We start from the raw sequence: 19,519 nt of genomic DNA on the forward strand, positions 1-19,519 counted from the left end.
GGGGTACAATTTGGCTGTTTGAACGCGCCTGCGCAGGGCTATTCATCTTCCTGCCGGGTCCTTCTTAAGCCATACCCCACAAAGCGAATCAACACCCTCCATCGTGGACAATCTACTGAAGCAGTTTGCGCAATCTTCGCAACTCGCCGGCGGCAACGCCTCCTATGTCGAGGACCTGTACGAGCAGTACCTCGTCTCCCCGGACAGTGTCGATCCCAAATGGAAGACCTACTTCGACGGCTTCAAGGGCCGCGAAGCAGGTGACATTCCGCACTCGGCCGTCATTTCCCACATCGCGGACGCGGCCAAGGATGCGCTGAAGGCCGGCACCGGCGCAGGTGCGGGCGACGAGCGTGAGCGCAATGTCGGTCGTCTGATCACCGCCTACCGTTCGCGCGGCCACCTGGACGCCCGCCTGGACCCGCTGGGCCTGGCTGCGCCGGTCAATACGCCGGACCTGGGCCTGCCGTTCCACAGCCTGTCCGATGCCGACCTCAACAGCGAGTTCAGCACCGGTGGCGTCGGCGGCCAGCCGCGCATGAAGCTGCGCGATCTGCTGGCGCGCCTTAAGGCGACCTACACCGGTTCGATCGGTGCGGAGTTCATGCACATCGCCGAGGTCGAGCAGCGCCAGTGGATCTACAAGAAGCTGGAACTGGCCGGCGGCAACTACCAGCTGGACGCTGACACCCAGCGCCGCACCCTGGAGCGCCTGACCGCGGCCGAAGGCCTGGAGCGCTACCTGCACACCAAGTACGTCGGCCAGAAGCGCTTCTCGCTGGAAGGCGGCGATGCGCTGATCCCGATGATGGACACCATCATCCGCAGCGCCGGCAAGGACGGCGTCAAGGACGTGGTGATCGGCATGGCCCACCGCGGCCGCCTGAACGTGCTGGTCAACACCCTGGGCAAGAACCCGCGCAAGCTGTTCGACGAGTTCGAAGGCAAGTTCGAGCACGACGAGCACGCCTCGGCCGGCGACGTGAAGTACCACATGGGCTTCTCCGCCGACGTGGCCACCGAGGGTGGCCCGGTCCACCTGGCGCTGGCGTTCAACCCGTCGCACCTTGAAATCGCCGACCCGGTCGTGGCCGGTTCCGTGCGTTCGCGCCAGGAGCGCCGCAAGGACACCGCGCGCAAGCAGGTCATGCCGATCCTGATCCACGGCGACGCGGCCTTCTCCGGCCAGGGCGTGGTCATGGAACTGTTCCAGATGTCGCAGGCCCGCGGCTTCGCCGTCGGCGGCACCGTGCACATCGTGGTCAACAACCAGGTCGGCTTCACCACCTCCAATCCGCTGGATACGCGCTCCACGCGCTATGCCACCGACGTGGCGAAGATGATTGCCGCACCGGTGCTGCACGTGAACGGAGATGACCCGGAAGCGGTGGTGTTCGCCGCGCAGCTGGCGTTCGAGTTCCGCCAGAAGTTCGCCAAGGACGTGGTCATCGACCTGATGTGCTACCGCCGTTGGGGCCACAACGAGGCCGACGAGCCGGCGATCACCCAGCCGCTGATGTACCAGGTGATCCGCAAGCACCCGACCACCCGCGAGATGTATGCCGAGCAGCTGGAAAAGGCGGGCGTGATCGCCGCCGGCGCCGGCAAGGCGATGGTCGATGCCTACCGCGAGAAGCTGGACGCCGGCGAAGTGACCACCGAACTGGCCAAGGTCGAGAAGACTCCGCCGAGCAGCCCGCTGTTCGTTGATTGGCCGAAGCTGCTGGAAGGCAAGCTGTCCGACCCGGTCTCGACCAAGGTCGAGAAGAACAAGCTGGTCGAGCTGGCCAAGCTGATCAACACCATCCCGGACGAAGTGCAGCTGCACTCGCGAGTGGCCAAGGTCTACGACGACCGCCGCAAGATGGCCGCTGGCGAGATTCCGGGCGACTGGGGCTTTGCCGAAAACCTGGCCTACGCCACCCTGCTGGACGAAGGCCATGCACTGCGCCTGGTCGGCCAGGACGTCGGCCGCGGTACGTTCACGCACCGCCATGCGATCCTGCACGACCAGAAGACCGACAACTACTACATGCCGCTGCGGCAGCTGGTGGATTCGCCGGAGAAGGCCACCGTCATCGATTCGCTGCTGAGCGAAGAAGCGGTGATGGCCTACGAGTACGGCTTCTCCACCACCGATCCGAACACGCTGTGCATCTGGGAAGGCCAGTTCGGCGACTTCGCCAACGGCGCCCAGGTGGTGATCGATCAGTTCATCGCCGCCGGTGAAGCCAAGTGGGGCCGCATTTCCGGCCTGACCCTGCTGCTGCCGCATGGCTATGAAGGGCAAGGCCCGGAACACAGCTCGGCGCGCCTGGAGCGCTTCCTGCAGCTGTGCGCGCTGGAGAACATGCTGGTGGTCGTGCCGTCGACCCCGGCCCAGGCCTTCCACATGCTGCGTCGCCAGCTGCACATGACCACCCGCAAGCCGCTGGTGGTGATGTCGCCGAAGTCGCTGCTGCGCCACAAGCTGGCGGTGTCGACCCTGGACGAGCTGGCCAACGGCGAGTTCCAGCACCTGATCGGCGATGCCAATGCCGACGCCAAGAAGGTCAAGCGCGTGGTGCTGTGCTCGGGCAAGGTCTACTACGACCTGCTGGAAGACCAGACCAAGCGTGGCCAGGACGACGTGGCGATCATCCGCGTGGAGCAGCTGTATCCGTTCCCGCGTGCGCTGCTGGCTGCCGAACTGAAGAAGTATGGCAAGGCCACCGACGTGGTGTGGACGCAGGAAGAACCGCAGAACCAGGGCGCGTGGTACCAGATCCGCCACCACCTGCAGTTCTGCCTGGCCGAGGGCCAGAACCTGCATTACGCCGGTCGCGCACGTTCGGCGTCGCCGGCTGCCGGTCACATGGCTGACCATGTCCGCGAGCAGCAGCAGCTGATTGCCGACGCACTGGTCAACCCGTTCAACGACCAGGTCGCTGAATAACTCTCCTCCCCCTTATTTAGAAGACAAACCAGGAAGCTCCCGCATGGCCACCGAAGTCAAAGCCCCGGTACTGCCCGAATCCGTCGCCGACGGCACCATCGCCACCTGGCACAAGAAGGTGGGCGACGCCGTCAAGCGCGACGAAAACCTGCTTGACCTGGAAACCGACAAGGTCGTCCTGGAAGTGCCGTCGCCGGTCGATGGCGTGCTGAAGGAGATCAAGTTCGACGTGGGCGCCACCGTGACCTCCAGCCAGGTCGTGGCGATCATCGAGGAAGGCGCCGTGGCGGCTGCCCCGGCTCCGGCCGCTGAAGAGAAGAAGGCCGATGCCCCGGCTCCGGCCGCAGCCGCTGCTCCGGCTCCCGCCGCGGCTCCGGCCCCGGCAGCCAAGTCGGCCGCCGATGCGCTGCCGCCGGGTGCCCGCTTCACCGCCATCACCGAGGGCGTGAACCCGGCCGACGTGGACGGCACCGGCCGTCGCGGCGCGGTGACCAAGGAAGACATCGTCAACTTCGCCCGCAACGGCGGCGCCGGCAAGGCCGGTGGCGCACGTCCGGAAGAACGCGTGCCGATGACCCGCATCCGCAAGCGCATCGCCGAACGCCTGATGGAGTCCAAGAACTCCACCGCCATGCTGACCACCTTCAACGAAGTCGACCTGTCCAAGGTGTCGGCCGCGCGCAAGGAACTGCAGGACGAGTTCGTCAAGGCCCACGGCATCAAGCTGGGCTTCATGAGCTTCTTCGTGAAGGCCGCCGCCAACGCGCTGCAGCGCTTCCCGCTGGTCAACGCGTCGATCGATGGTGACGACATCATCTACCACGGCTACTCGGACATCTCCATCGCCGTGTCGACCGAGAAGGGCCTGGTGACCCCGGTGCTGCGCAACGTCGAGCGCATGTCGTTCGCCGACATCGAGAAGACCATCGCCGACTACGCCAAGAAGGCCCGTGACGGCAAGCTGAGCCTGGAAGAACTGCAGGGCGGCACCTTCACCGTGACCAACGGCGGCACCTTCGGCTCGCTGTTGTCCACGCCGATCATCAACCCGCCGCAGAGCGCCATCCTGGGCATGCACGCCATCAAGGAGCGTCCGATCGCCCAGAACGGCCAGGTCGTGATCGCGCCGATGATGTACCTGGCGCTGTCCTACGACCACCGCATCATCGACGGCAAGGACTCGGTGCAGTTCCTGGTGGACATCAAGAACCAGCTGGAAAACCCGGGCCGCATGCTGTTCGGCCTGTAAGACCTCCCGCCCTCTTCCGCGCCCGCGCGGAAGGGGGTTCCGGTAAAGCATCAAGGACTAATTCAATGGCTGAACAATTCGACGTCGTCGTCATCGGTGCGGGCCCGGCCGGTTACCACGCTGCCATCCGCGCGGCCCAGCTGGGCCTGAAGACCGCCTGCATCGACGCAGCGCTGGGCAAGGATGGCAAGCCGGCGCTGGGCGGCACCTGCCTGCGCGTGGGCTGCATCCCGTCCAAGGCGCTGCTGGATTCCTCGCGCCAGTTCTGGAACATGAGCCACATCTTTGGCGACCACGGCATCAGCTTCAAGGACGCCAAGATGGACGTCGAGGCGATGGTTGGCCGCAAGGACAAGATCGTCAAGCAGTTCACCGGCGGCATCGCCATGCTGTTCAAGGCCAACAAGGTCGCCACCTACTACGGCTTCGGCGAACTGCAGCCGGGCAACGTGGTCAAGGTGAAGCAGCACGACGGCTCGGAAGTCGAGCTGAAGGGCACCAACGTCATCATCGCCGCCGGTTCGGATTCGATCGAACTGCCGTTCGCCAAGTTCGACGGCGAGACCATCGTCGACAACGTCGGCGGCCTGGACTTCACCGAAGTGCCGAACCGCCTGGCGGTGATCGGCGCCGGCGTGATCGGTCTGGAGCTGGGCAGCGTGTGGAAGCGCCTGGGCGCTGAAGTCACCATCCTCGAGGCGCTGCCGGAGTTCCTGGCCGTCGCCGACGCCGAAGTCGCCAAGACCGCGGCCAAGGAATTCAAGAAGCAGGGCCTGGACATCCGCCTGGGCGCCAAGGTCTCCAAGACCGAGATCACCGGCAAGGGCAAGAAGAAGGAAGTCGTTGTCACCTACACCGACAGCGAAGGCGAGAAGACCCTGACCGTGGACAAGCTGCTGGTGGCCGTCGGCCGTCGCGCTGCCACCAAGGGCCTGCTGGCCGAAGGCACCGGCGTGAAGGTCAACGAGCGTGGCCAGATCGAAGTCGATGCGCATTGCCACACCGGCGTCGATGGCGTCTGGGCGGTGGGCGACTGCGTGCGCGGCCCGATGCTGGCGCACAAGGGCTTCGAGGAAGGCATCGCCGTGGCCGAACTGATCGCCGGCCTGCCGGGTCACGTCAACTTCGACACGATTCCGTGGGTCATCTACACCGAGCCGGAACTGGCCTGGGTGGGCAAGACCGAAGCACAGCTGAAGGCCGAAGGCATCCCGTACAAGGCCGGCAGCTTCCCGTTCGCCGCCAACGGCCGTGCCGTGGCAATGATCGAGCCGGCAGGTTTCGTGAAGATCCTGGCCCATGCCGAGACCGATCGCATCCTCGGCATGCACCTGGTCGGCGCCAACGTGTCCGAGCTGGTGCACGAAGGCGTGCTGACCATGGAGTTCAGCGGTTCGGCCGATGATCTGGCCCGTATCTGCCACGCCCACCCGTCGCTGTCGGAAGTGGTCCACGACGCGGCGATGGCGGTCAGCAAGCGCGCCATCCACAAGGCCAATTGATCGGCCCGGTGGCATGACAGGAAAACCCCGCCTCGGCGGGGTTTTTTGTTTGGCCTTCTGATGTGGAGCCGAGCATGGGCCCGGCGCTACACCTTTCCAGCAGGCGGCTCCGGTGCATCGTCACAGATGCGATGCTGCACCACGGTTTCACCCACCTTCCATTCCTTCACCACCCTGCAGCGTTCCTTGAGCCTGTCAGGCTTGGCGAGCTTGGCCGCCGCAGCATCCGCTTCGTCGGCAGCGGCGGTCTGCTGGCGTTCCAGCCAGGCTGATGGCGGTGTCGCGGGCGTGGCAGGGGCCGGCGCCGCGAGCGCCAATGCCAGTACCGCGATGGCCGGCGTCATCACGCAGCCACCGGACCGCGGCCGCCACCCAGCAGGCGTGCCGGCAGCATGAACAGCGCGCGCAGGAACGCGAACAGCGCCGAGAACGTGATGCCGACCAGGCGGAACGGCAGGCTCAGCAGCCACACGAACGGCCAGGCGATCAGGGCAAGGATCGCCAACGGCCAGCACAGCACGAACAGCAGGCACCACACGCCCAGCGCGAACAGGGTCTTCATCACGGTCTCCTTGCAGCGGCCCCTTGCCGCCTGCGACCACAGTGCCGCCCTGCCCCGGAGGGAGCAAACGGTTTGCGACGAAACCCGGCAGGGCGCGATGAAACCCGGAACGCAGCCGCTATACCTGCACCGCCCCCGGGCGGCCGTGGGCGACCTGGAAACGCGCGGCGGTCCGCACCGCGGCATCGGTACGCAGCACGCTGTCGGCCAAGCGCAGTTCCGCATCCACGGCCTGCCGGTTGAGCTGCAGCCTCCACCAGCCACGGCGGTCGCCGTCGAAATAGCGGATGTGCGGATTCAGGGGAATCGACGGTCCGTAGTAAGGGCCATACGGTGTGTCGTCTCCGCCACTGCTGATGGCGGGGGCGATGAACTCGGTGGCCACCACGGGAGCATCGGCCGCATCGAAGTCCAGCTTCAGATCGTTGACGAACGTGGAATGCCAGTCGCCTCCCAGCACGATCGCATTGCCCTGCCCGCCCGACTGCAGCGCCTGCAGCAACCGGTTGCGCGCGGCAGGATACCCATCCCAGGCATCGTTCCAGAACCGCTCGCGCGGGGTGCCGCCGTCCAGCCGCAGCTGCGCCATCAGCAGCTGCTGCACCACCACATTCCAGCGCGTGCCCCGTGCGGCCGCCATCGACTGCGCGAACCACGCCTCCTGGCCGGACCCGAGCATGCTCATGCGCGGGTCCAGTGCCGCCTCGCAGCGCGGTGACTCGCCCACACCGCAGGGGTTGGCCGGACGGAACTGGCGGCAGTCGAGCAGGCTCAGCTGCGCAAGGTCCCCGTAGCGCAGGCGCCGGTGCACCCGCAGGCCACCATTGCCGGCCGGAGTGCTGCGCATGGGCAGGTGCTCGTAGAAGGCGCGATAGGCAGCGGCCCGCCGGACGATGAAGTCCTCCACCGGAACGCTGTCCTTTTCAGGATGGACGCCGGAATAGTCGTTCTGCACCTCATGGTCATCCCAGATCACCGCAAAGGCGTGCGCCGCGTGCGCTGCCTGCAGGTCCGGATCGAGCTTGTACAGCGCGTACTGGTCGCGATAACGCTGCAGACTGACGGTCTCGCCGCTGAATCGCTCCGCATCCAGTGTGCGGCCGCGTGCGTTCTGCAGTGGACTGTACTCGTACAGATAGTCGCCGGCATGCAGCACCAGGTCGACATCGCTCCGCGCGATATCAAGCAGTACCGGGTAGTAGCCGCTGTTCCAGGCCTGGCAGGTGCACAGGGCCAGGCGCAGCTGCTGCAGCCGCGCGTCCGGCAGCGGCGCGGTGCGGAAGTGGCCGACCGTGCTTTCCTCATCACCGTCGCAGGCAAAACGGTAGTAATAGTCACGGCCGGGACGAAGGCCATTGATCTCCACGTGCACCGAATGCGCCAGCTCGGGCACCGCTGCGGCGACGCCACGCTGCACCGGACGGCGCATGCCGGGATCTTCGGCCACGAACCAGCGCACCGGCACCGCCCGCGGCGGCATGCCACCGCCGCTGAGCGGATCGGGGGCGAGCCGTGTCCACAGCATCGCCCCCTGCGGATCCGGATCGCCGGCGGCGACGCCGAGGGTGAACGGATCGCGGCCCAGACGTGGCCGTGGGCCTGCCGCGGCCAGCCCCGGCATCGCCGCCAGTGCGATCGCCGCCCCCGTACCCTGCCACGCCATGCGCAGCAGGCGACGACGGTGCTCCGGATCCATGGGCCGCTGCATCAGAAGCGCACGGTCGCCGTCGCCATCACCTGCCGCGGCGCACCCACCTGCATGGTCGCCAGGCTGCGCGTGGGATCTGCGGCATAGGTGCCGTTGGTGTTGATCGAAGACAGGTAACGCTTGTCCGCCAGGTTGGTCAGGTTGACTGCCACTGTCAGGTTCTGCGCGGGCCCCAGGGAGCCGAAATCGTAAGCCACCGAGGCGTTGACCAGCCAGTAGCTGGGAACCGACAGGTCATTGGTATAGGTCACGTAGCGCTTGCCGACATGGTTGGCGGACAGGCGCAGGTCCCACGGGCCCGGCGTCCAGGCCAGGGTGCTGGCGAACATCCATTCCGGCGTATCCACGGTCTTCCTGCCGCGGGTCGGTACCACCCCGTTGTTGACGTAGTCGTCGTCGTAGGTGCTGTCGTTCCACGACAGCGCGTTGGACCAGGTCACGTTCTGCACCGGCTTCAGCTGCAGGGTCGCCTCGGCACCGCGGCTGGTCACCGAACCGACGTTGGAGAACAACGCAGGGCAGCCGAGGATGCCCACGCACTGGGCGATGGCAAGCAGGCGGTTGTCGAACTTCACGTCGTACACCGCGACCGACGCCTCATACCCCTGCCCGTAGCCGCGCCAGCCCAGTTCGATCGTGCGCGACTGCTCCGGCTTGAGGTTGCGTGCACTGGCGTCGAAGGCCTGCTGCGGCACGTTGAACGGACTGCCCACGCCCAGCGCATAGGCGGCGATGTTCCTGGCGAACGAACCGAAGATTTCATTGCCTTCGTTGAGCTTGAAATTGAAGCCGGCCTGCGGCAGCAGTCCCTTGCTGGAGGTCAGGCTGCTGTTGTTGGCATAGCTGCCCAGCGGCGTGCGGACGCGGGTGCGGGTGTGCGGCGACTTCGCGCCGATGTCCACCGTCAGGCGGTCGTCGAACAGGCGGAAGCGGTCCTGCACATAGAACTGGCGGGTGATGGTGGTGTAGAGCTGGCGCCACACGCGCTGGTCCGGATTGCGCAGGAAGAAGTCATCGGTGATCGGGCCATCGATGTAGTAGAAGTTGCGCTGCACGCTGTGGCCGTTGTCCTCGTACCACAGGCCGGCTTCCAGCTCGTGCCCGCCGACGTTCCAGGTGAACGCGGAGGTCACGCCTGTACGGTCGATCGCGTACTCGGTGGTGCGGATCGAGATCGGGATCTCGCGCGCGGTGCCCGGATTGGAGGGATTGGACGGACTGAACCAGTGGCCCTGCCCGCGGTTGCTGTGATTGTAGACATTGACCTTCAGGCGCATCGCTTCGTTGAGGCCGAAGTCGCCGGCGACGCTGGAGATATCGTCGTTGCGCAGGCCATGACCGGAGTAGTACGCATCCCAGGGGCTGTTGACGCCGCCACTGAACTGCCCGCGTGCCGCGGCCAGCGCGCGGTCCCAGTCCGGCGCGTAGTTGTCCCAGTTCCAGCCCAGGCGGTCGATCATCTCCAGCGACAGATCCTGGTAGTCCGCCTCGACCCGGCGTGATGCGTTGAACAGCGCGGTGATCCTGCTGTCCACGCCGAAGTTGTAAACGGCCTTGCCGTTGAACTGCTTGAGCTCCTGCGAGCCCTTGCCCTTCCACTTGTCGCCTTCGGAGTACACGCCGGACAGGTACGCGGCAAACCCCTGGTGCTCGCCGGTCTCCAGGCGGGCATAGCTGCGCCGCGCGTTGTCGTTGCCAAAGCCCTGCGCCAGCACCACGCCGTACTCGGTAGAAGGATCGATCGAATAGAACTGGAACACGCCCCCCAGGTTGCTGGTAGACGGCGTCCCCAGCGCGCCGATGCCGGTGGAGACTTCCGCACCGCCCAGGTTCTCGCTGATGACCGCGCGGCTGACATGAAGGCCGTTGCTGTTGCCGTAGCTCATGTTGCCCAGCGGAATGCCGTCCAGCGTGTAGCCAAGCCGGTTCTGGTTGAAGCCGCGCAGGCTGATGCTGGTCGACCACTCGTAGGCACCGGTGGCGTCACCCGACTCGAAATGCACGCCCGGCTTGCTGGCCAGCAGCTTGAGCGGATTCGCGCCCGGCGGCAGCACCTTCATGTCCTCGGCGGTGACACGCTGCACCTGGCGCGCTTCGCCGCGGCCGATCACCGAGATCGAATCGAGGGTGGTCGCCGACGGTGCATCGGAGGTGGGGGCGGTTTCAGCGGCCGCCAGCGACGGCAGCGAGGCACAGACCAGCAGAGCCAGCAGATTGCGGCGGAGCGGAGCATGGGACGGCATGGGAGGCGGATTCCTTGGACGCGCTGGACGCCAGCGACGGGCGTCGGAAGTGGGAGGACAGCGGCGGCATGGTAGGAAGGCCCAGTTACATGTCAGTTACACGTCATGTGACCATCGCCCGGCCAGGTACGCGCCTTGCGCTCGCACCAACGCAAAGAGCCGGGCACGCGCCCGGCTCTTGCAGAACAGAAGGAGATCGCCGGCCCGCGGCCGGCAGCCCTACTCGAACGAACCGACCGAATCGTGGGCCAGATTGTCGAAACGCGTGTACTCGCCGAAGAACTTCAGTTTGCACGAGCCGGTGGGGCCGCCGCGGTGCTTGCCGATGATGATTTCGGCCAGGCCCTTGTCCGGTGAGTTTTCCTTGTTGTAGTAGTCGTCGCGGTAGATGAACACGATCATGTCCGCGTCCTGCTCGATGGCGCCCGATTCGCGCAGGTCAGCCATCACCGGGCGCTTGTCGGTACGCGTTTCCAGCGAGCGGTTGAGCTGGGAAAGTGCGATCACCGGCACGTTCAGCTCCTTGGCCAAGCCCTTCAGCGAACGCGAGATCTCCGAGATTTCTGTCGCGCGGTTCTCGCTGTTGCCGGGCACGCTCATCAGCTGCAGGTAATCGATCACGATCAGGCCCAGGTCGTGCTCGCGCTTGAGGCGGCGGCACTTGGAGCGCAGCACTTCCGGCGATACGCCCGGCGTGTCGTCGATGAAGATCTTGGTTTCCTTCAGCATCTTGATCGCGCTGGTGACGCGGCTCCAGTCCTCGTCTTCCAGCTGGCCGGTACGCAGGCGCTGCGCGTTGATCCGGCCATTGGAGGAGATCAGTCGCATCGCCAGCTGTGATGCGGACATTTCCATCGAGAACACCGCCACGCCCTTCTTCGACTTGATCGCCGCATACTCGGCGATGTTCAGCGCGAAGGTGGTCTTGCCCATCGCCGGGCGCGCGGCCAGGATGATCAGGTCGGTCGGCTGCAGGCCGGCCGTCATCGCGTCGAAATCGTTGTAGCCGGTTGGCAGGCCGGTGATGTTGCCGCCGTTCTCGAAGCGGTTGCGCAGTTCCTCGAAGGCATCCTTCAGCGCGCCGGGCATGGCGACGAAATCCGTACGCCCGCGTGCGCCCTGCTCGGCAATGGCGAACACGCTCTTTTCCGCCGACGCCAGCAGCTCGCTGCTGTCGCGGCCTTCCGGCTGGAAACCATCGTTGACGATGTCGGTACCGACCTGGATCAGCTGCCGCAGCACCGCCTTGTCACGTACGATCTCGGCGTAGGCAGCGATGTTCGCCGCCGACGGCGTGGTGCTGGCCAGTTCGATCAGATAAGCGCCATCCCCTACCAGCTCCAGCTTGCCCTGCGATTCGAACCATTCGCCCAGCGTCACCGCATCGAAGGGTCGGTCACGCTCGGACAGCTCTCGGATCGCGCGGTAGATCATCTGATGATCGCGGCGATAGAAGTCGGTCTCGGTCAGCTGGTCGTTGACCCGGTCGAACGCTTCGGGTGCCAGCATCAGGCCACCCAGCACCGCCTGCTCGGCCTCCACCGAATGCGGTGGCACCCGCAGCTGGTCGATGCGCGAATCATCGCGTTCGAAGCCATCACCGCGGTCTCTGCGGTTGGAACGGAAGCCGGGACGGGCGGACATGCGGCGGTGTTTCCTGCAAAAGTGGGGCCAGACGAGTGTAGGCATGCGCCGACCCTGGCGGCCATGGACAAGCCTGTGGATAAGCCGTGGAAGAACGGGGGATATCCGCCGGAGCCTGGCCAGAATGGCGCGGAGGCGTCGCACTGCCTGCGACGGGCGCCCGTGCGACGCCCGAGTGCGTCATTATCGCAGATCAGCCGGCCAGGGTCGGATTCCGTGCAGCGTACGGGCTCTGGCCCGCTCAGCTGCAAGTGGGGTCAGAGCCCGCCGCTGCGCGCCGGGATTCGACCCCGGATGTGGCTGGGGTCGGATCCCTCTGCAACGCAGAGGGCTCTGACCCCATACGTCTCAATCGCCCTTCACGTGCACCGCGATCAGCGCCAGGAACCGGTCCACATACCCCTGCAGGAATTCCCGCGTGGCGTCGTTGTGGATCGTACCGTCGGCGTCGATCAGGCCGTCCTTGAAATGAATGAACGCCTCCGGCTGGCCGAGCACATGCATGTCGAGGAAGGCCAGGCTGTTGCGCAGGTGCTGCTGGGCCACCGCGGTGCCGATCTGGCCGATGGACGCACCGATCACCGCAGCGGGCTTGCCTGCGAATGCGCTGTCGCCATAGGGGCGCGAGCCGATGTCGATGGCGTTCTTCAGCACGCCCGGCACCGAACGGTTGTATTCGGGTGTCACGAACAGCACGGCGTCGGCGGCACGCACCTGCTCCTTCAGGCGGACACACGATGGCGGGTAATCGGCGTCGAAATCCTGGTCATACAGGGGAAGGTCGCGGATCTGCACGTACTGGAACCGGGCCCGGTCGCCGGCAAGCTTTTCAAGTGCATGGGCCAGCCGGCGGTTGCATGACTCCCGGCGCAGGCTTCCGACGAACACGGCGATGGTGGGAACGGACATCGGACGGACTCCTCATGGTGCGGGAAACCCATCCTATTCACCGTCCCCTTTCCAGGCAGTGAAGGTCAGCCGCTGATGCTGGCCCGGACCTGGCGCCAGTGGGCCTGCCATGCCTGGAACATCAGCACGTTCCACAGATGCGTGTGCCACTTGCGCTGGCCGCCAAGGAACTGCTGCCACAGCGGCTGCACCGCGGCCGCCGACAGCACGCCTTCGCGTTCCAGCCGCGAAGGCTGCAGCAGATCGTCGGCCCACGGCCGCAGGTCGCCCTTCAGCCAGTCGCTGACAGGCGCACCGAAACCACGCTTGGGCCGGTGCACCATCGCCTGCGGGACGTATCGGCCCAGCACGCGCTTGAGCAGGACCTTGCTGGTCGTTTCACTGCGCTTGAAGCCCAGCGGCAGCGACCAGGCGAACTCGGCCACCCGCCAGTCCAGCAACGGCGCACGCGCCTCCAGGCTGACCGCCATCGAAGTACGGTCGACCTTGCACAGCAGGTCATCAGGAAGGTAGGTCACGAAATCGGCCAGCATCATCGCGTCTGCCGGCGTGCCCGCGCCGTGCAGCGGATCGGCCAGGTCATAGAAGCTGCCAGCCGGCTGCGCACCGGGCACCACCGCCGCCGGGTCACGCCAGCGCGAAATGCGGTTGCGGTATACATCGCCGATGCCGCGGGCGCCGGTTTCGGCCAGCAGCGCCGCCAGGCCTCCCGTGCGCGATGCCTCGCCCTGCTGCTGCGCGCGGGCACCCATCCAGCGCCGCAGCGGGCCCGGCACGCGACCCAGCATCTGCCAGTTGCGCAGCGCGCGCACGTAGCGGGTGTAGCCGAAGAACAGCTCATCGCCACCATCGCCGGACAAGGCCACGGTCACCCCCTGCCTTGCCAGCCGGGCCACCAGCGCGGTCGGCACCTGCGAGGCATCGGCAAAAGGCTCGTCGAACATCGTCGGCAACTGCGGCACCACCGCCAGTGCGTCGGCCCCGCTGACGTAGAGCTCGGTGTGGTCGCAGCCCAGATGCGCGGCCAGTTCCCTGGCCAGCGGTGCCTCATCGTGGCTTGAATCCTGGAAGCCGATGCTGAAGCTGTGCACCGGCTGCCTGCTCTGCGCCTGCATCAGCGTCGCCACCAGCGACGAATCGGTCCCCCCGGACAGGAACACGCCGACGGGCACGTCCGCGACCATGCGCAACGCCACGGCGTCGCGCAGCAGGGCATCAAGCTGCTCCTCGGCCTCCTCGATGCGGCCCTGGAAGGGTGCGGCCAGTGCGGCCTGCATGCGCGCACGCGCGTCCCAGTACGGACGCTGCGCCTGCTCCGGCCGGTGCGCGCCGGCTCCGGCGGCAACCATCGCCGCATCCACCCGCAGCACCCGGCCGGGCATCAGCTTGTAGCAGCGCTGATGGATGCTGTGCGGCGCCGGGATGTAATCCAGCCGCAACAGCAGCGTCAACGCATCCCGATCGATATCGTTGTCGAACGCTGGATGCTGCCACAGTGCCTTCAGCTCGGAACCGAACACCAGCGCGTCACCGGCCCAGCCGTAGTACAGCGGCTTCTTGCCGACCCGGTCGCGGGCCAGCCAGAGGCACTGCTCGCTGCGGTCCCACAGAGCGATGGCGAACATGCCGTTGCAGCGCTGCAGGGTGTCTTCCAGGCCCCACTGCAGGATCGCAGCCAGCAGCACCTCGGTATCGGAGTGGCCACGGAACGCATGGCCCAGCGGCTCCAGTTCGGCGCGCAGGGCCGCGAAGTTGTAGACCTCGCCGTTGTAGGCCATCACATAGCGGCCGTCGGACGATGCCATCGGCTGGTGGCCCAGCGGGGACAGATCGAGGATGCTCAGCCGGCGGTGCGCCAGTGCGATCCCGGCAGCGGCATCGACCCAGGTGCCACCATCATCCGGCCCGCGATGGTGCAGCGCCTGGCCCATGGCCAGGGCCTGTGCCTGCAGTTCCTCGGCCGGCACCATCGGTGCCGGCAACAGCATTCCCGCCAATCCACACATGCATCAGGGTTCCTGCGCCAGGTCGAGGGCGGCGCCAATCACCGCATTGTCGCTTGGAAGGCCGAACATTGCTGCCCCCGCCAGCGGCGTATAGGTATCGGCGCCGCAGACCCGGCGCAGCGGCAGGTGACCGAAGCCGGCCTCGACCAGGTCCGTGACCACCCCCTCGCCCACGCCACCGCTGTGACGCCCCTCGTCCAGCACCAGCACGCGCCGCGCCGTGGCCGCCTGGGTGGCAATGAATCCGCCGTCCAGCGGCACCAGCCAGCGCAGATCAACCACCCTCACCTGCCACCCGAGCTGCTGGTCGATCACCCGCGCGGCACGCAGCGCCATCGGCACGCCATTGCCATAGGTGTAGATCACCAGATCCTGCGCCTCGGGGGCATACACCCGGCCCTCCCCCGGCAGCAGCGCCTGGCCCTGTTGCGGGTAGTCGAACAGCCACTGGCCGTCACCCGGCTCGTGCAGGTCCTTGCTCATGTACAGCGCGATCGGCTCCAGAAACACCGCCACGCGGCCATCCACCCGGGCCAGCGCCGCCAACGTGCGCAGCATCATCACGGCATCGTCGCCACGCGAGGGACAGCCCACCACCAGGCCGGGAATGTCGCGCAGGGCCGTGATCGAATTGTCATTGTGGAAATGGCCACCGAATCCCTTCTGGTAGCCCAGCCCTGCCACCCGCACCAGCATCGGGTTCCGGAACTGGTCATTGGAGAAGAACTGCAGCGAACACGCCTCGCCACGTATCTGGTCGATGGCATTGTGCAGGTAGGCCAGGTACTGGATCTCGGGGATCGGCAGCATGCCCATGTTGGCCAGCCCCTGCGCCATGCCCAGGATCATGGTCTCGTCCAGCAGCGTGTTGAACACCCGTCGCGGGCCGAAACGACGCAGCAGGTCGCGGGTCAAGGTGTACACGCCTCCCTTCTGCGCCACATCCTCGCCGAACAACAGGCTTTGCGGATACTTGCACAGCAGTTCCTGCAGTCCGTGATTGATCTGGATGGCCAGATGACGCGGCGGTTGTCGCTCCGGCAATGCGTCGGCGCCGCCATACAGCGACAGTCGCGCCTCGTCCGCGACCGCGCGCCGGGCCTCGGCGTGCACCGCTGCAGGTGTATAGGGCGCCAGCGGTGCCATCACCTGCTCAAGGGACTGCAGCTTCGGCTGGCGCTCGGCGTCGGCGGCGGCCGCCATGCAGCGCACACGCATCGCTTCATAGGCCGCCTCGACGGCCGCGGCATCCATCCAGCCCGACTCCATCGCGATCTGCGCCGAGCGCAGCAGCGGATCCTGCGCCTCCGCCGCACACAGCTCCGGCAACGCGCGCCACTCCACCTCGAAATCGGTACCGGCATGCCCCATCAGCCGCGTGGTACGCAGGTGCAGGAAGGTCGGCCTGCGGGTTGCCCGGCAATGCTCGACCGCGGCCTGCGCCTGCGCATGGCCGCTGGCCAGATCCAGCCCATCAGCGAAGAAGTAGTCCAGTCCCGGCTGGCCGCCAAAGCGCTCGGCGATCCATCCTTCTGGTGTTTTCACCGAAATGCCCAGGCCATTGTCCTCGCAGACGAACAGGATGGGCGCCGGCAGTTTCTGGTAGGCCGACCACATGGCGGTGTTGAACGCCGTCTGTGCGGTGGCGTGATTGGCCGAGGCGTCGCCGAAGGAACAGACCACGATGCTGTCGGCCGGAATCGGCAACGGCTGGCCCAGGCGCTTGCCGCTCTCGATGGCCAACGCAGTGCCCAGCGCCTTGGGCAGGTGCGAGGCGATCGTCGAGGTCTGTGGCAACACCCACAGCGGCCGGCTGCCCCACACCTTGTGCCGGCCTCCGCTGGCAGGATCGTCGGCGCTGGCGGCGAACGACAGTGCCGCGTCGCGCACTGGATCCATGCCCGGCACCTGCCGCGCGCGCTCGGCCATGAAGGCGCCGGAGCGGTAGTGCAGGAACGCAGGATCGGTGTGCCGGCAGGCCCGCGCCAACAGCGCATTGCCCTCGTGTCCGGACGAGCCGATGGTGTAGAAGACCTTGTTCTGCACGCGCAGCACGCGTGCCATCAGGTCCAGCTGGCGGCTGGCCAGCTGCGAATCGAACAGGTCGGCAAAGGCCGCCGCGCTGAGCGTGCTGCCTGGCAGGATCGGCGCGTGCGGCGCGGGCCGTGGCCGTGGCGTGCCCCGCCAGCCGCGCACCGCCTCCAGGAAATTGACGTCGCACACTTCGGCGCGGTTGAGCCCGCGCATGCGCGCGGGAATGGGATCTGGAACCACAGCGAACATCGAACACCCTCCGTGTCGTTGTTGCGTAGCGTGGCGCGGGCCCGCCCGGCTTCCCCCGCAGTCGGCCTGCCCGACGCTCCCCTTGGAATCAGGCCACCGCGTTGAATCGCGCCAGCACCTCCGCGCCCACGGCCGGCATCGGCACGAACCGCGGCTGCGCCCGGACCCGCTGCAGCCAGGCCTGCACCTGCGGGAACGGATCAAGGCGGATGCCACCATCGCTGGCAACGTCGGTGTAGGCAAACAGCGCGATATCGGCGATGCCATAACTGCGGCCGGTGAACCAGGGCGACTGCCGCAGGTGCTGTTCCATCACCGCCAGTGCGGTGCTGGCGCGCTCCTGCAGGCGCGGCAGTTCGGCGCGCCGCGGGGAATCGGCCGGCGTCCAGCCACGGATGAAACGGGCCACCGCCACGCAGGGTTCATGCGTGTACTGCTCGAAGAACATCCAGCTCAACGCCTGCGCCCGCTCCCAGCCATCGCCGGGCAGGTAGGGCGTGCCCTCGGCCAGCCAGAACAGGATCGCGTTCGATTCGGTCAACACGCGGCCGTCCTCGCGCACGATCAACGGCACCTTCGCATTGGGATTCAATGCCAGGAACTCCGGCGTGTGGGTCTGGCCATGGGCGCTGTCCACCTCCACCCAGCGATAGCGGCTGCCGAGGTGTTCCAGCAGCATGCGCACCTTGTGGCAATTGCCTGAAACGGACATGCCATGCACCGTCAACGGAACGCGTTCTTCCACCATTGCCTGCTCCAGGAGACCCGGCCGACGACCGGTTGCGCGCAGTCTGGCAAGTGCGCCCGCCGATGCCAAGCGCGGATGCAGCATGCCCACCGCGCAGCCCGCCGCTGGATGCAGCCCGTCGGGCCCCTCAGCGCACGCGCTGCTGCCACTGCTGGCGCGACTGCCCCCAGATCTGCATCGGTTTGCCCTGGTACGGCGGCGGCAGCTCGCCCATGCGCAGCAGCGTACTGCCCAGCTTGCGGGCCACGACACGGGAATTCTCGTTGTCCTCGGCAATGGTATGGATCACCTCCTCCCACCCGAGTGCGTTGAATGCCCAGTCGATCGCAGCGGTCGCCGCCTCCGGCGCGTAGCCCTTGCCCCAGCTGGCACGCCGGATGCTCCAGCCGACCTCGGTGCCCGGCCAGTCCTGTGGCTGCCAGGGCCCCATGCGACCGACCCACTCACCACTGGATTTCTCGATCACGCTGAACATCGAAAAGCCGAACAACTGCCACGCGCCAGCCAGGCTGCAGAATCCACGCCATGCCACTGACGGTGGCTGTACTCCGCCCAGCGTGCGCATCACCTCTTCATCCGCGCAGAACGCCAGATAGGGCTCGAAATCCTCGCGATGCGGTGGGCGCAGGATCAGGCGCTCGGTTTCCAGGCGCAGGTCGAAGATGCTCATGCCGACTCCAGGGCGATGACGGAGCGCCATCATCGCAAATGTCACCCGGCCACAAAAACAGACAGGCCGGCAGAAGCCGGCCTGTCGCCTGTCCGGTGCAGCGGCAGGATTACTGGCGGGTCGGTGCCGTGGCGCCGGCTGCCGCTGTCTGCGTGACCAGCTGGCCATCGACCACCGGCAGGCGATCGCTGGCTGGCTTGTTGTCCATGCGCACGGTCTTCTCGGCACCATCATAGCGGTAGGTCACGTTGTAACCCTTGACCACGTCGTTGGTGCCCATGGCGATGCGGTTGCCGGGCTTGCTGGCCATGCGCATGGTGCCGGTGGTGCCGTCCTCGTTGCGATAGGTGACGTTGTAGCCGGTGACACGGCTCGACTCGGAGGTGGCGGTCTCGGTGTGGCACTGGCGCTCGGTGCGGTTGACCACACGGCCACCGACGTGGCGCTTGTCCACCTGGTTGCCGATCAGGCCGCCGGCCACGGCACCTGCTGCGGTCGCCGCCTTCCTGCCATTGCCGCCGCCAACCTGATTACCCAGCAGGCCACCGATCACCGCGCCGGCGACGGTGCCACCGACGTTGCCATCACGCTCGGGCAGGCGTTCCTGCACGACCACATCCTGGCAGACCTCGTGCGGCGTCTGGGTGGTGGAGGTCTCGCGCACCGCGTCGGTGCCGATGACCGTGGCGTACGCCTTCTGCTTTTCGGTGATCGGGTCGACCTTCAGCACATCGGCATACTCCAGGCCGCGCGGCGCGCTGGCATCGAGCTGGTTGCCACGCGCACCATCGTCGGTGCCGCTGCCATCGGCCAGGCGCGATTCGCCGTTGGGGGCGCCGGCGCTGATGGAATCCGGCGACGGGTTGCCGCTCTTCATGAAGGCGGCCGTGGCGATACCACCCACCAGCAGCGCGCCCGCTGCGACCAGGACAGTTGTAGTTGTGCTTTTCATGACCTGCTCCTTGCGGACCGTCCGCAACGTTCTCGGCACAGATTGCAGCACGGCCTCCCTGAACGGAATCTCCACATTTCCTGCTCGTCGCCGTAACCCATTCAGCAT

14 protein-coding genes are annotated in these 19,519 nt (G+C 66.6%); 3 read left to right on the forward strand and 11 right to left on the reverse strand.

The window, feature by feature from the left end; translation table 11 throughout:
- The first annotated feature begins 103 nt into the window (after positions 1–103).
- The 3 genes from AC5P5M_RS01160 to lpdA all read left to right on the forward strand — a co-directional run bounded on the left by AC5P5M_RS01160 (position 104) and on the right by lpdA (position 5,686).
- Entirely contained in the window at positions 104–2,935 is a 2,832-nt protein-coding gene (locus AC5P5M_RS01160; RefSeq protein ID WP_053515372.1) for a 2-oxoglutarate dehydrogenase E1 component, read from the forward strand.
- A gap of 43 nt (positions 2,936–2,978) precedes the next feature.
- Positions 2,979–4,184 carry a dihydrolipoyllysine-residue succinyltransferase gene (sucB, locus tag AC5P5M_RS01165; RefSeq protein WP_065175459.1) on the forward strand — a complete coding sequence of 402 codons (1,206 nt, stop codon included), beginning with the start codon at positions 2,979–2,981 and terminating at the stop codon, positions 4,182–4,184.
- A gap of 65 nt (positions 4,185–4,249) precedes the next feature.
- Positions 4,250–5,686, forward strand: a complete 1,437-nt coding sequence (gene lpdA / locus AC5P5M_RS01170; RefSeq protein WP_053515369.1) for a dihydrolipoyl dehydrogenase — start codon at positions 4,250–4,252, stop codon at positions 5,684–5,686.
- A gap of 86 nt (positions 5,687–5,772) precedes the next feature.
- Here the strand turns inward: lpdA and AC5P5M_RS01175 are convergent, their stop codons facing one another.
- From AC5P5M_RS01175 to AC5P5M_RS01225, 11 genes are all read right to left on the reverse strand, one after another.
- Positions 5,773–6,030 carry a hypothetical protein gene (locus AC5P5M_RS01175; protein ID WP_053515367.1) on the reverse strand — a complete coding sequence of 86 codons (258 nt, stop codon included), beginning with the start codon at positions 6,028–6,030 and terminating at the stop codon, positions 5,773–5,775.
- The gene (locus tag AC5P5M_RS01180; protein WP_053515365.1) at positions 6,030–6,248 is read right to left on the reverse strand and encodes a hypothetical protein; all 219 of its coding nucleotides are present in this window, start codon (positions 6,246–6,248) and stop codon (positions 6,030–6,032) included. Before AC5P5M_RS01180 ends, AC5P5M_RS01175 begins: the two co-directional genes overlap by 1 nt.
- A gap of 118 nt (positions 6,249–6,366) precedes the next feature.
- Positions 6,367–7,956, reverse strand: coding sequence for an alkaline phosphatase D family protein (locus AC5P5M_RS01185; RefSeq protein WP_495205485.1), 1,590 nt, complete (start codon positions 7,954–7,956; stop codon positions 6,367–6,369).
- Positions 7,956–10,199, reverse strand: a complete 2,244-nt coding sequence (locus AC5P5M_RS01190; RefSeq protein ID WP_495205486.1) for a TonB-dependent receptor family protein — start codon at positions 10,197–10,199, stop codon at positions 7,956–7,958. Before AC5P5M_RS01190 ends, AC5P5M_RS01185 begins: the two co-directional genes overlap by 1 nt.
- Before the next feature lie 219 nt (positions 10,200–10,418).
- Positions 10,419–11,843 (reverse strand): replicative DNA helicase, encoded by a 1,425-nt coding sequence (locus AC5P5M_RS01195; RefSeq protein ID WP_053515359.1) that lies wholly within the window; start codon positions 11,841–11,843, stop codon positions 10,419–10,421.
- 348 nt (positions 11,844–12,191) lie between these two features.
- Positions 12,192–12,752, reverse strand: a complete 561-nt coding sequence (locus AC5P5M_RS01200; protein WP_053515357.1) for an NADPH-dependent FMN reductase — start codon at positions 12,750–12,752, stop codon at positions 12,192–12,194.
- Between the two features lie 65 nt (positions 12,753–12,817).
- Positions 12,818–14,758, reverse strand: a complete 1,941-nt coding sequence (gene asnB, locus AC5P5M_RS01205) for an asparagine synthase (glutamine-hydrolyzing) (protein ID WP_283219275.1) — start codon at positions 14,756–14,758, stop codon at positions 12,818–12,820.
- 3 nt (positions 14,759–14,761) lie between these two features.
- The gene (locus AC5P5M_RS01210) at positions 14,762–17,041 is read right to left on the reverse strand and encodes a thiamine pyrophosphate-dependent enzyme (protein WP_495205487.1); all 2,280 of its coding nucleotides are present in this window, start codon (positions 17,039–17,041) and stop codon (positions 14,762–14,764) included.
- An 88-nt stretch (positions 17,042–17,129) separates the two neighbouring features.
- On the reverse strand, positions 17,130–17,789 hold the full coding sequence (locus AC5P5M_RS01215) for a glutathione S-transferase family protein (RefSeq protein WP_053515351.1): 660 nt from the start codon (positions 17,787–17,789) through the stop codon (positions 17,130–17,132).
- A gap of 127 nt (positions 17,790–17,916) precedes the next feature.
- Positions 17,917–18,459: a GNAT family N-acetyltransferase gene (locus AC5P5M_RS01220; RefSeq protein ID WP_053515349.1), complete on the reverse strand. Its 543-nt coding sequence runs from the start codon at positions 18,457–18,459 to the stop codon at positions 17,917–17,919.
- A 109-nt stretch (positions 18,460–18,568) separates the two neighbouring features.
- Positions 18,569–19,411, reverse strand: a complete 843-nt coding sequence (locus AC5P5M_RS01225) for a glycine zipper 2TM domain-containing protein (RefSeq protein ID WP_495205488.1) — start codon at positions 19,409–19,411, stop codon at positions 18,569–18,571.
- Positions 19,412–19,519 lie beyond the last annotated feature (108 nt).

It is taken from the genome of Stenotrophomonas sp. YJH_SMC_106-19, from assembly GCF_059368375.1.

Bases quoted from the DNA above. Each gene is read 5' to 3' on its own strand.
- sucB (WP_065175459.1), top strand. From the start codon at position 2,979: ATGGCCACCGAAGTCAAAGCCCCGGTACTGCCCGAATCCGTCGCCGAC.
- lpdA (WP_053515369.1), top strand. From the start codon at position 4,250: ATGGCTGAACAATTCGACGTCGTCGTCATCGGTGCGGGCCCGGCCGGT.
- AC5P5M_RS01175 (WP_053515367.1), bottom strand. From the start codon at position 6,030: ATGACGCCGGCCATCGCGGTACTGGCATTGGCGCTCGCGGCGCCGGCC.
- AC5P5M_RS01180 (WP_053515365.1), bottom strand. From the start codon at position 6,248: ATGAAGACCCTGTTCGCGCTGGGCGTGTGGTGCCTGCTGTTCGTGCTG.
- AC5P5M_RS01185 (WP_495205485.1), bottom strand. From the start codon at position 7,956: ATGCAGCGGCCCATGGATCCGGAGCACCGTCGTCGCCTGCTGCGCATG.
- AC5P5M_RS01190 (WP_495205486.1), bottom strand. From the start codon at position 10,199: ATGCCGTCCCATGCTCCGCTCCGCCGCAATCTGCTGGCTCTGCTGGTC.
- AC5P5M_RS01195 (WP_053515359.1), bottom strand. From the start codon at position 11,843: ATGTCCGCCCGTCCCGGCTTCCGTTCCAACCGCAGAGACCGCGGTGAT.
- AC5P5M_RS01200 (WP_053515357.1), bottom strand. From the start codon at position 12,752: ATGTCCGTTCCCACCATCGCCGTGTTCGTCGGAAGCCTGCGCCGGGAG.
- asnB (WP_283219275.1), bottom strand. From the start codon at position 14,758: ATGTGTGGATTGGCGGGAATGCTGTTGCCGGCACCGATGGTGCCGGCC.
- AC5P5M_RS01210 (WP_495205487.1), bottom strand. From the start codon at position 17,041: ATGTTCGCTGTGGTTCCAGATCCCATTCCCGCGCGCATGCGCGGGCTC.
- AC5P5M_RS01215 (WP_053515351.1), bottom strand. From the start codon at position 17,789: ATGGTGGAAGAACGCGTTCCGTTGACGGTGCATGGCATGTCCGTTTCA.
- AC5P5M_RS01220 (WP_053515349.1), bottom strand. From the start codon at position 18,459: ATGAGCATCTTCGACCTGCGCCTGGAAACCGAGCGCCTGATCCTGCGC.
- AC5P5M_RS01225 (WP_495205488.1), bottom strand. From the start codon at position 19,411: ATGAAAAGCACAACTACAACTGTCCTGGTCGCAGCGGGCGCGCTGCTG.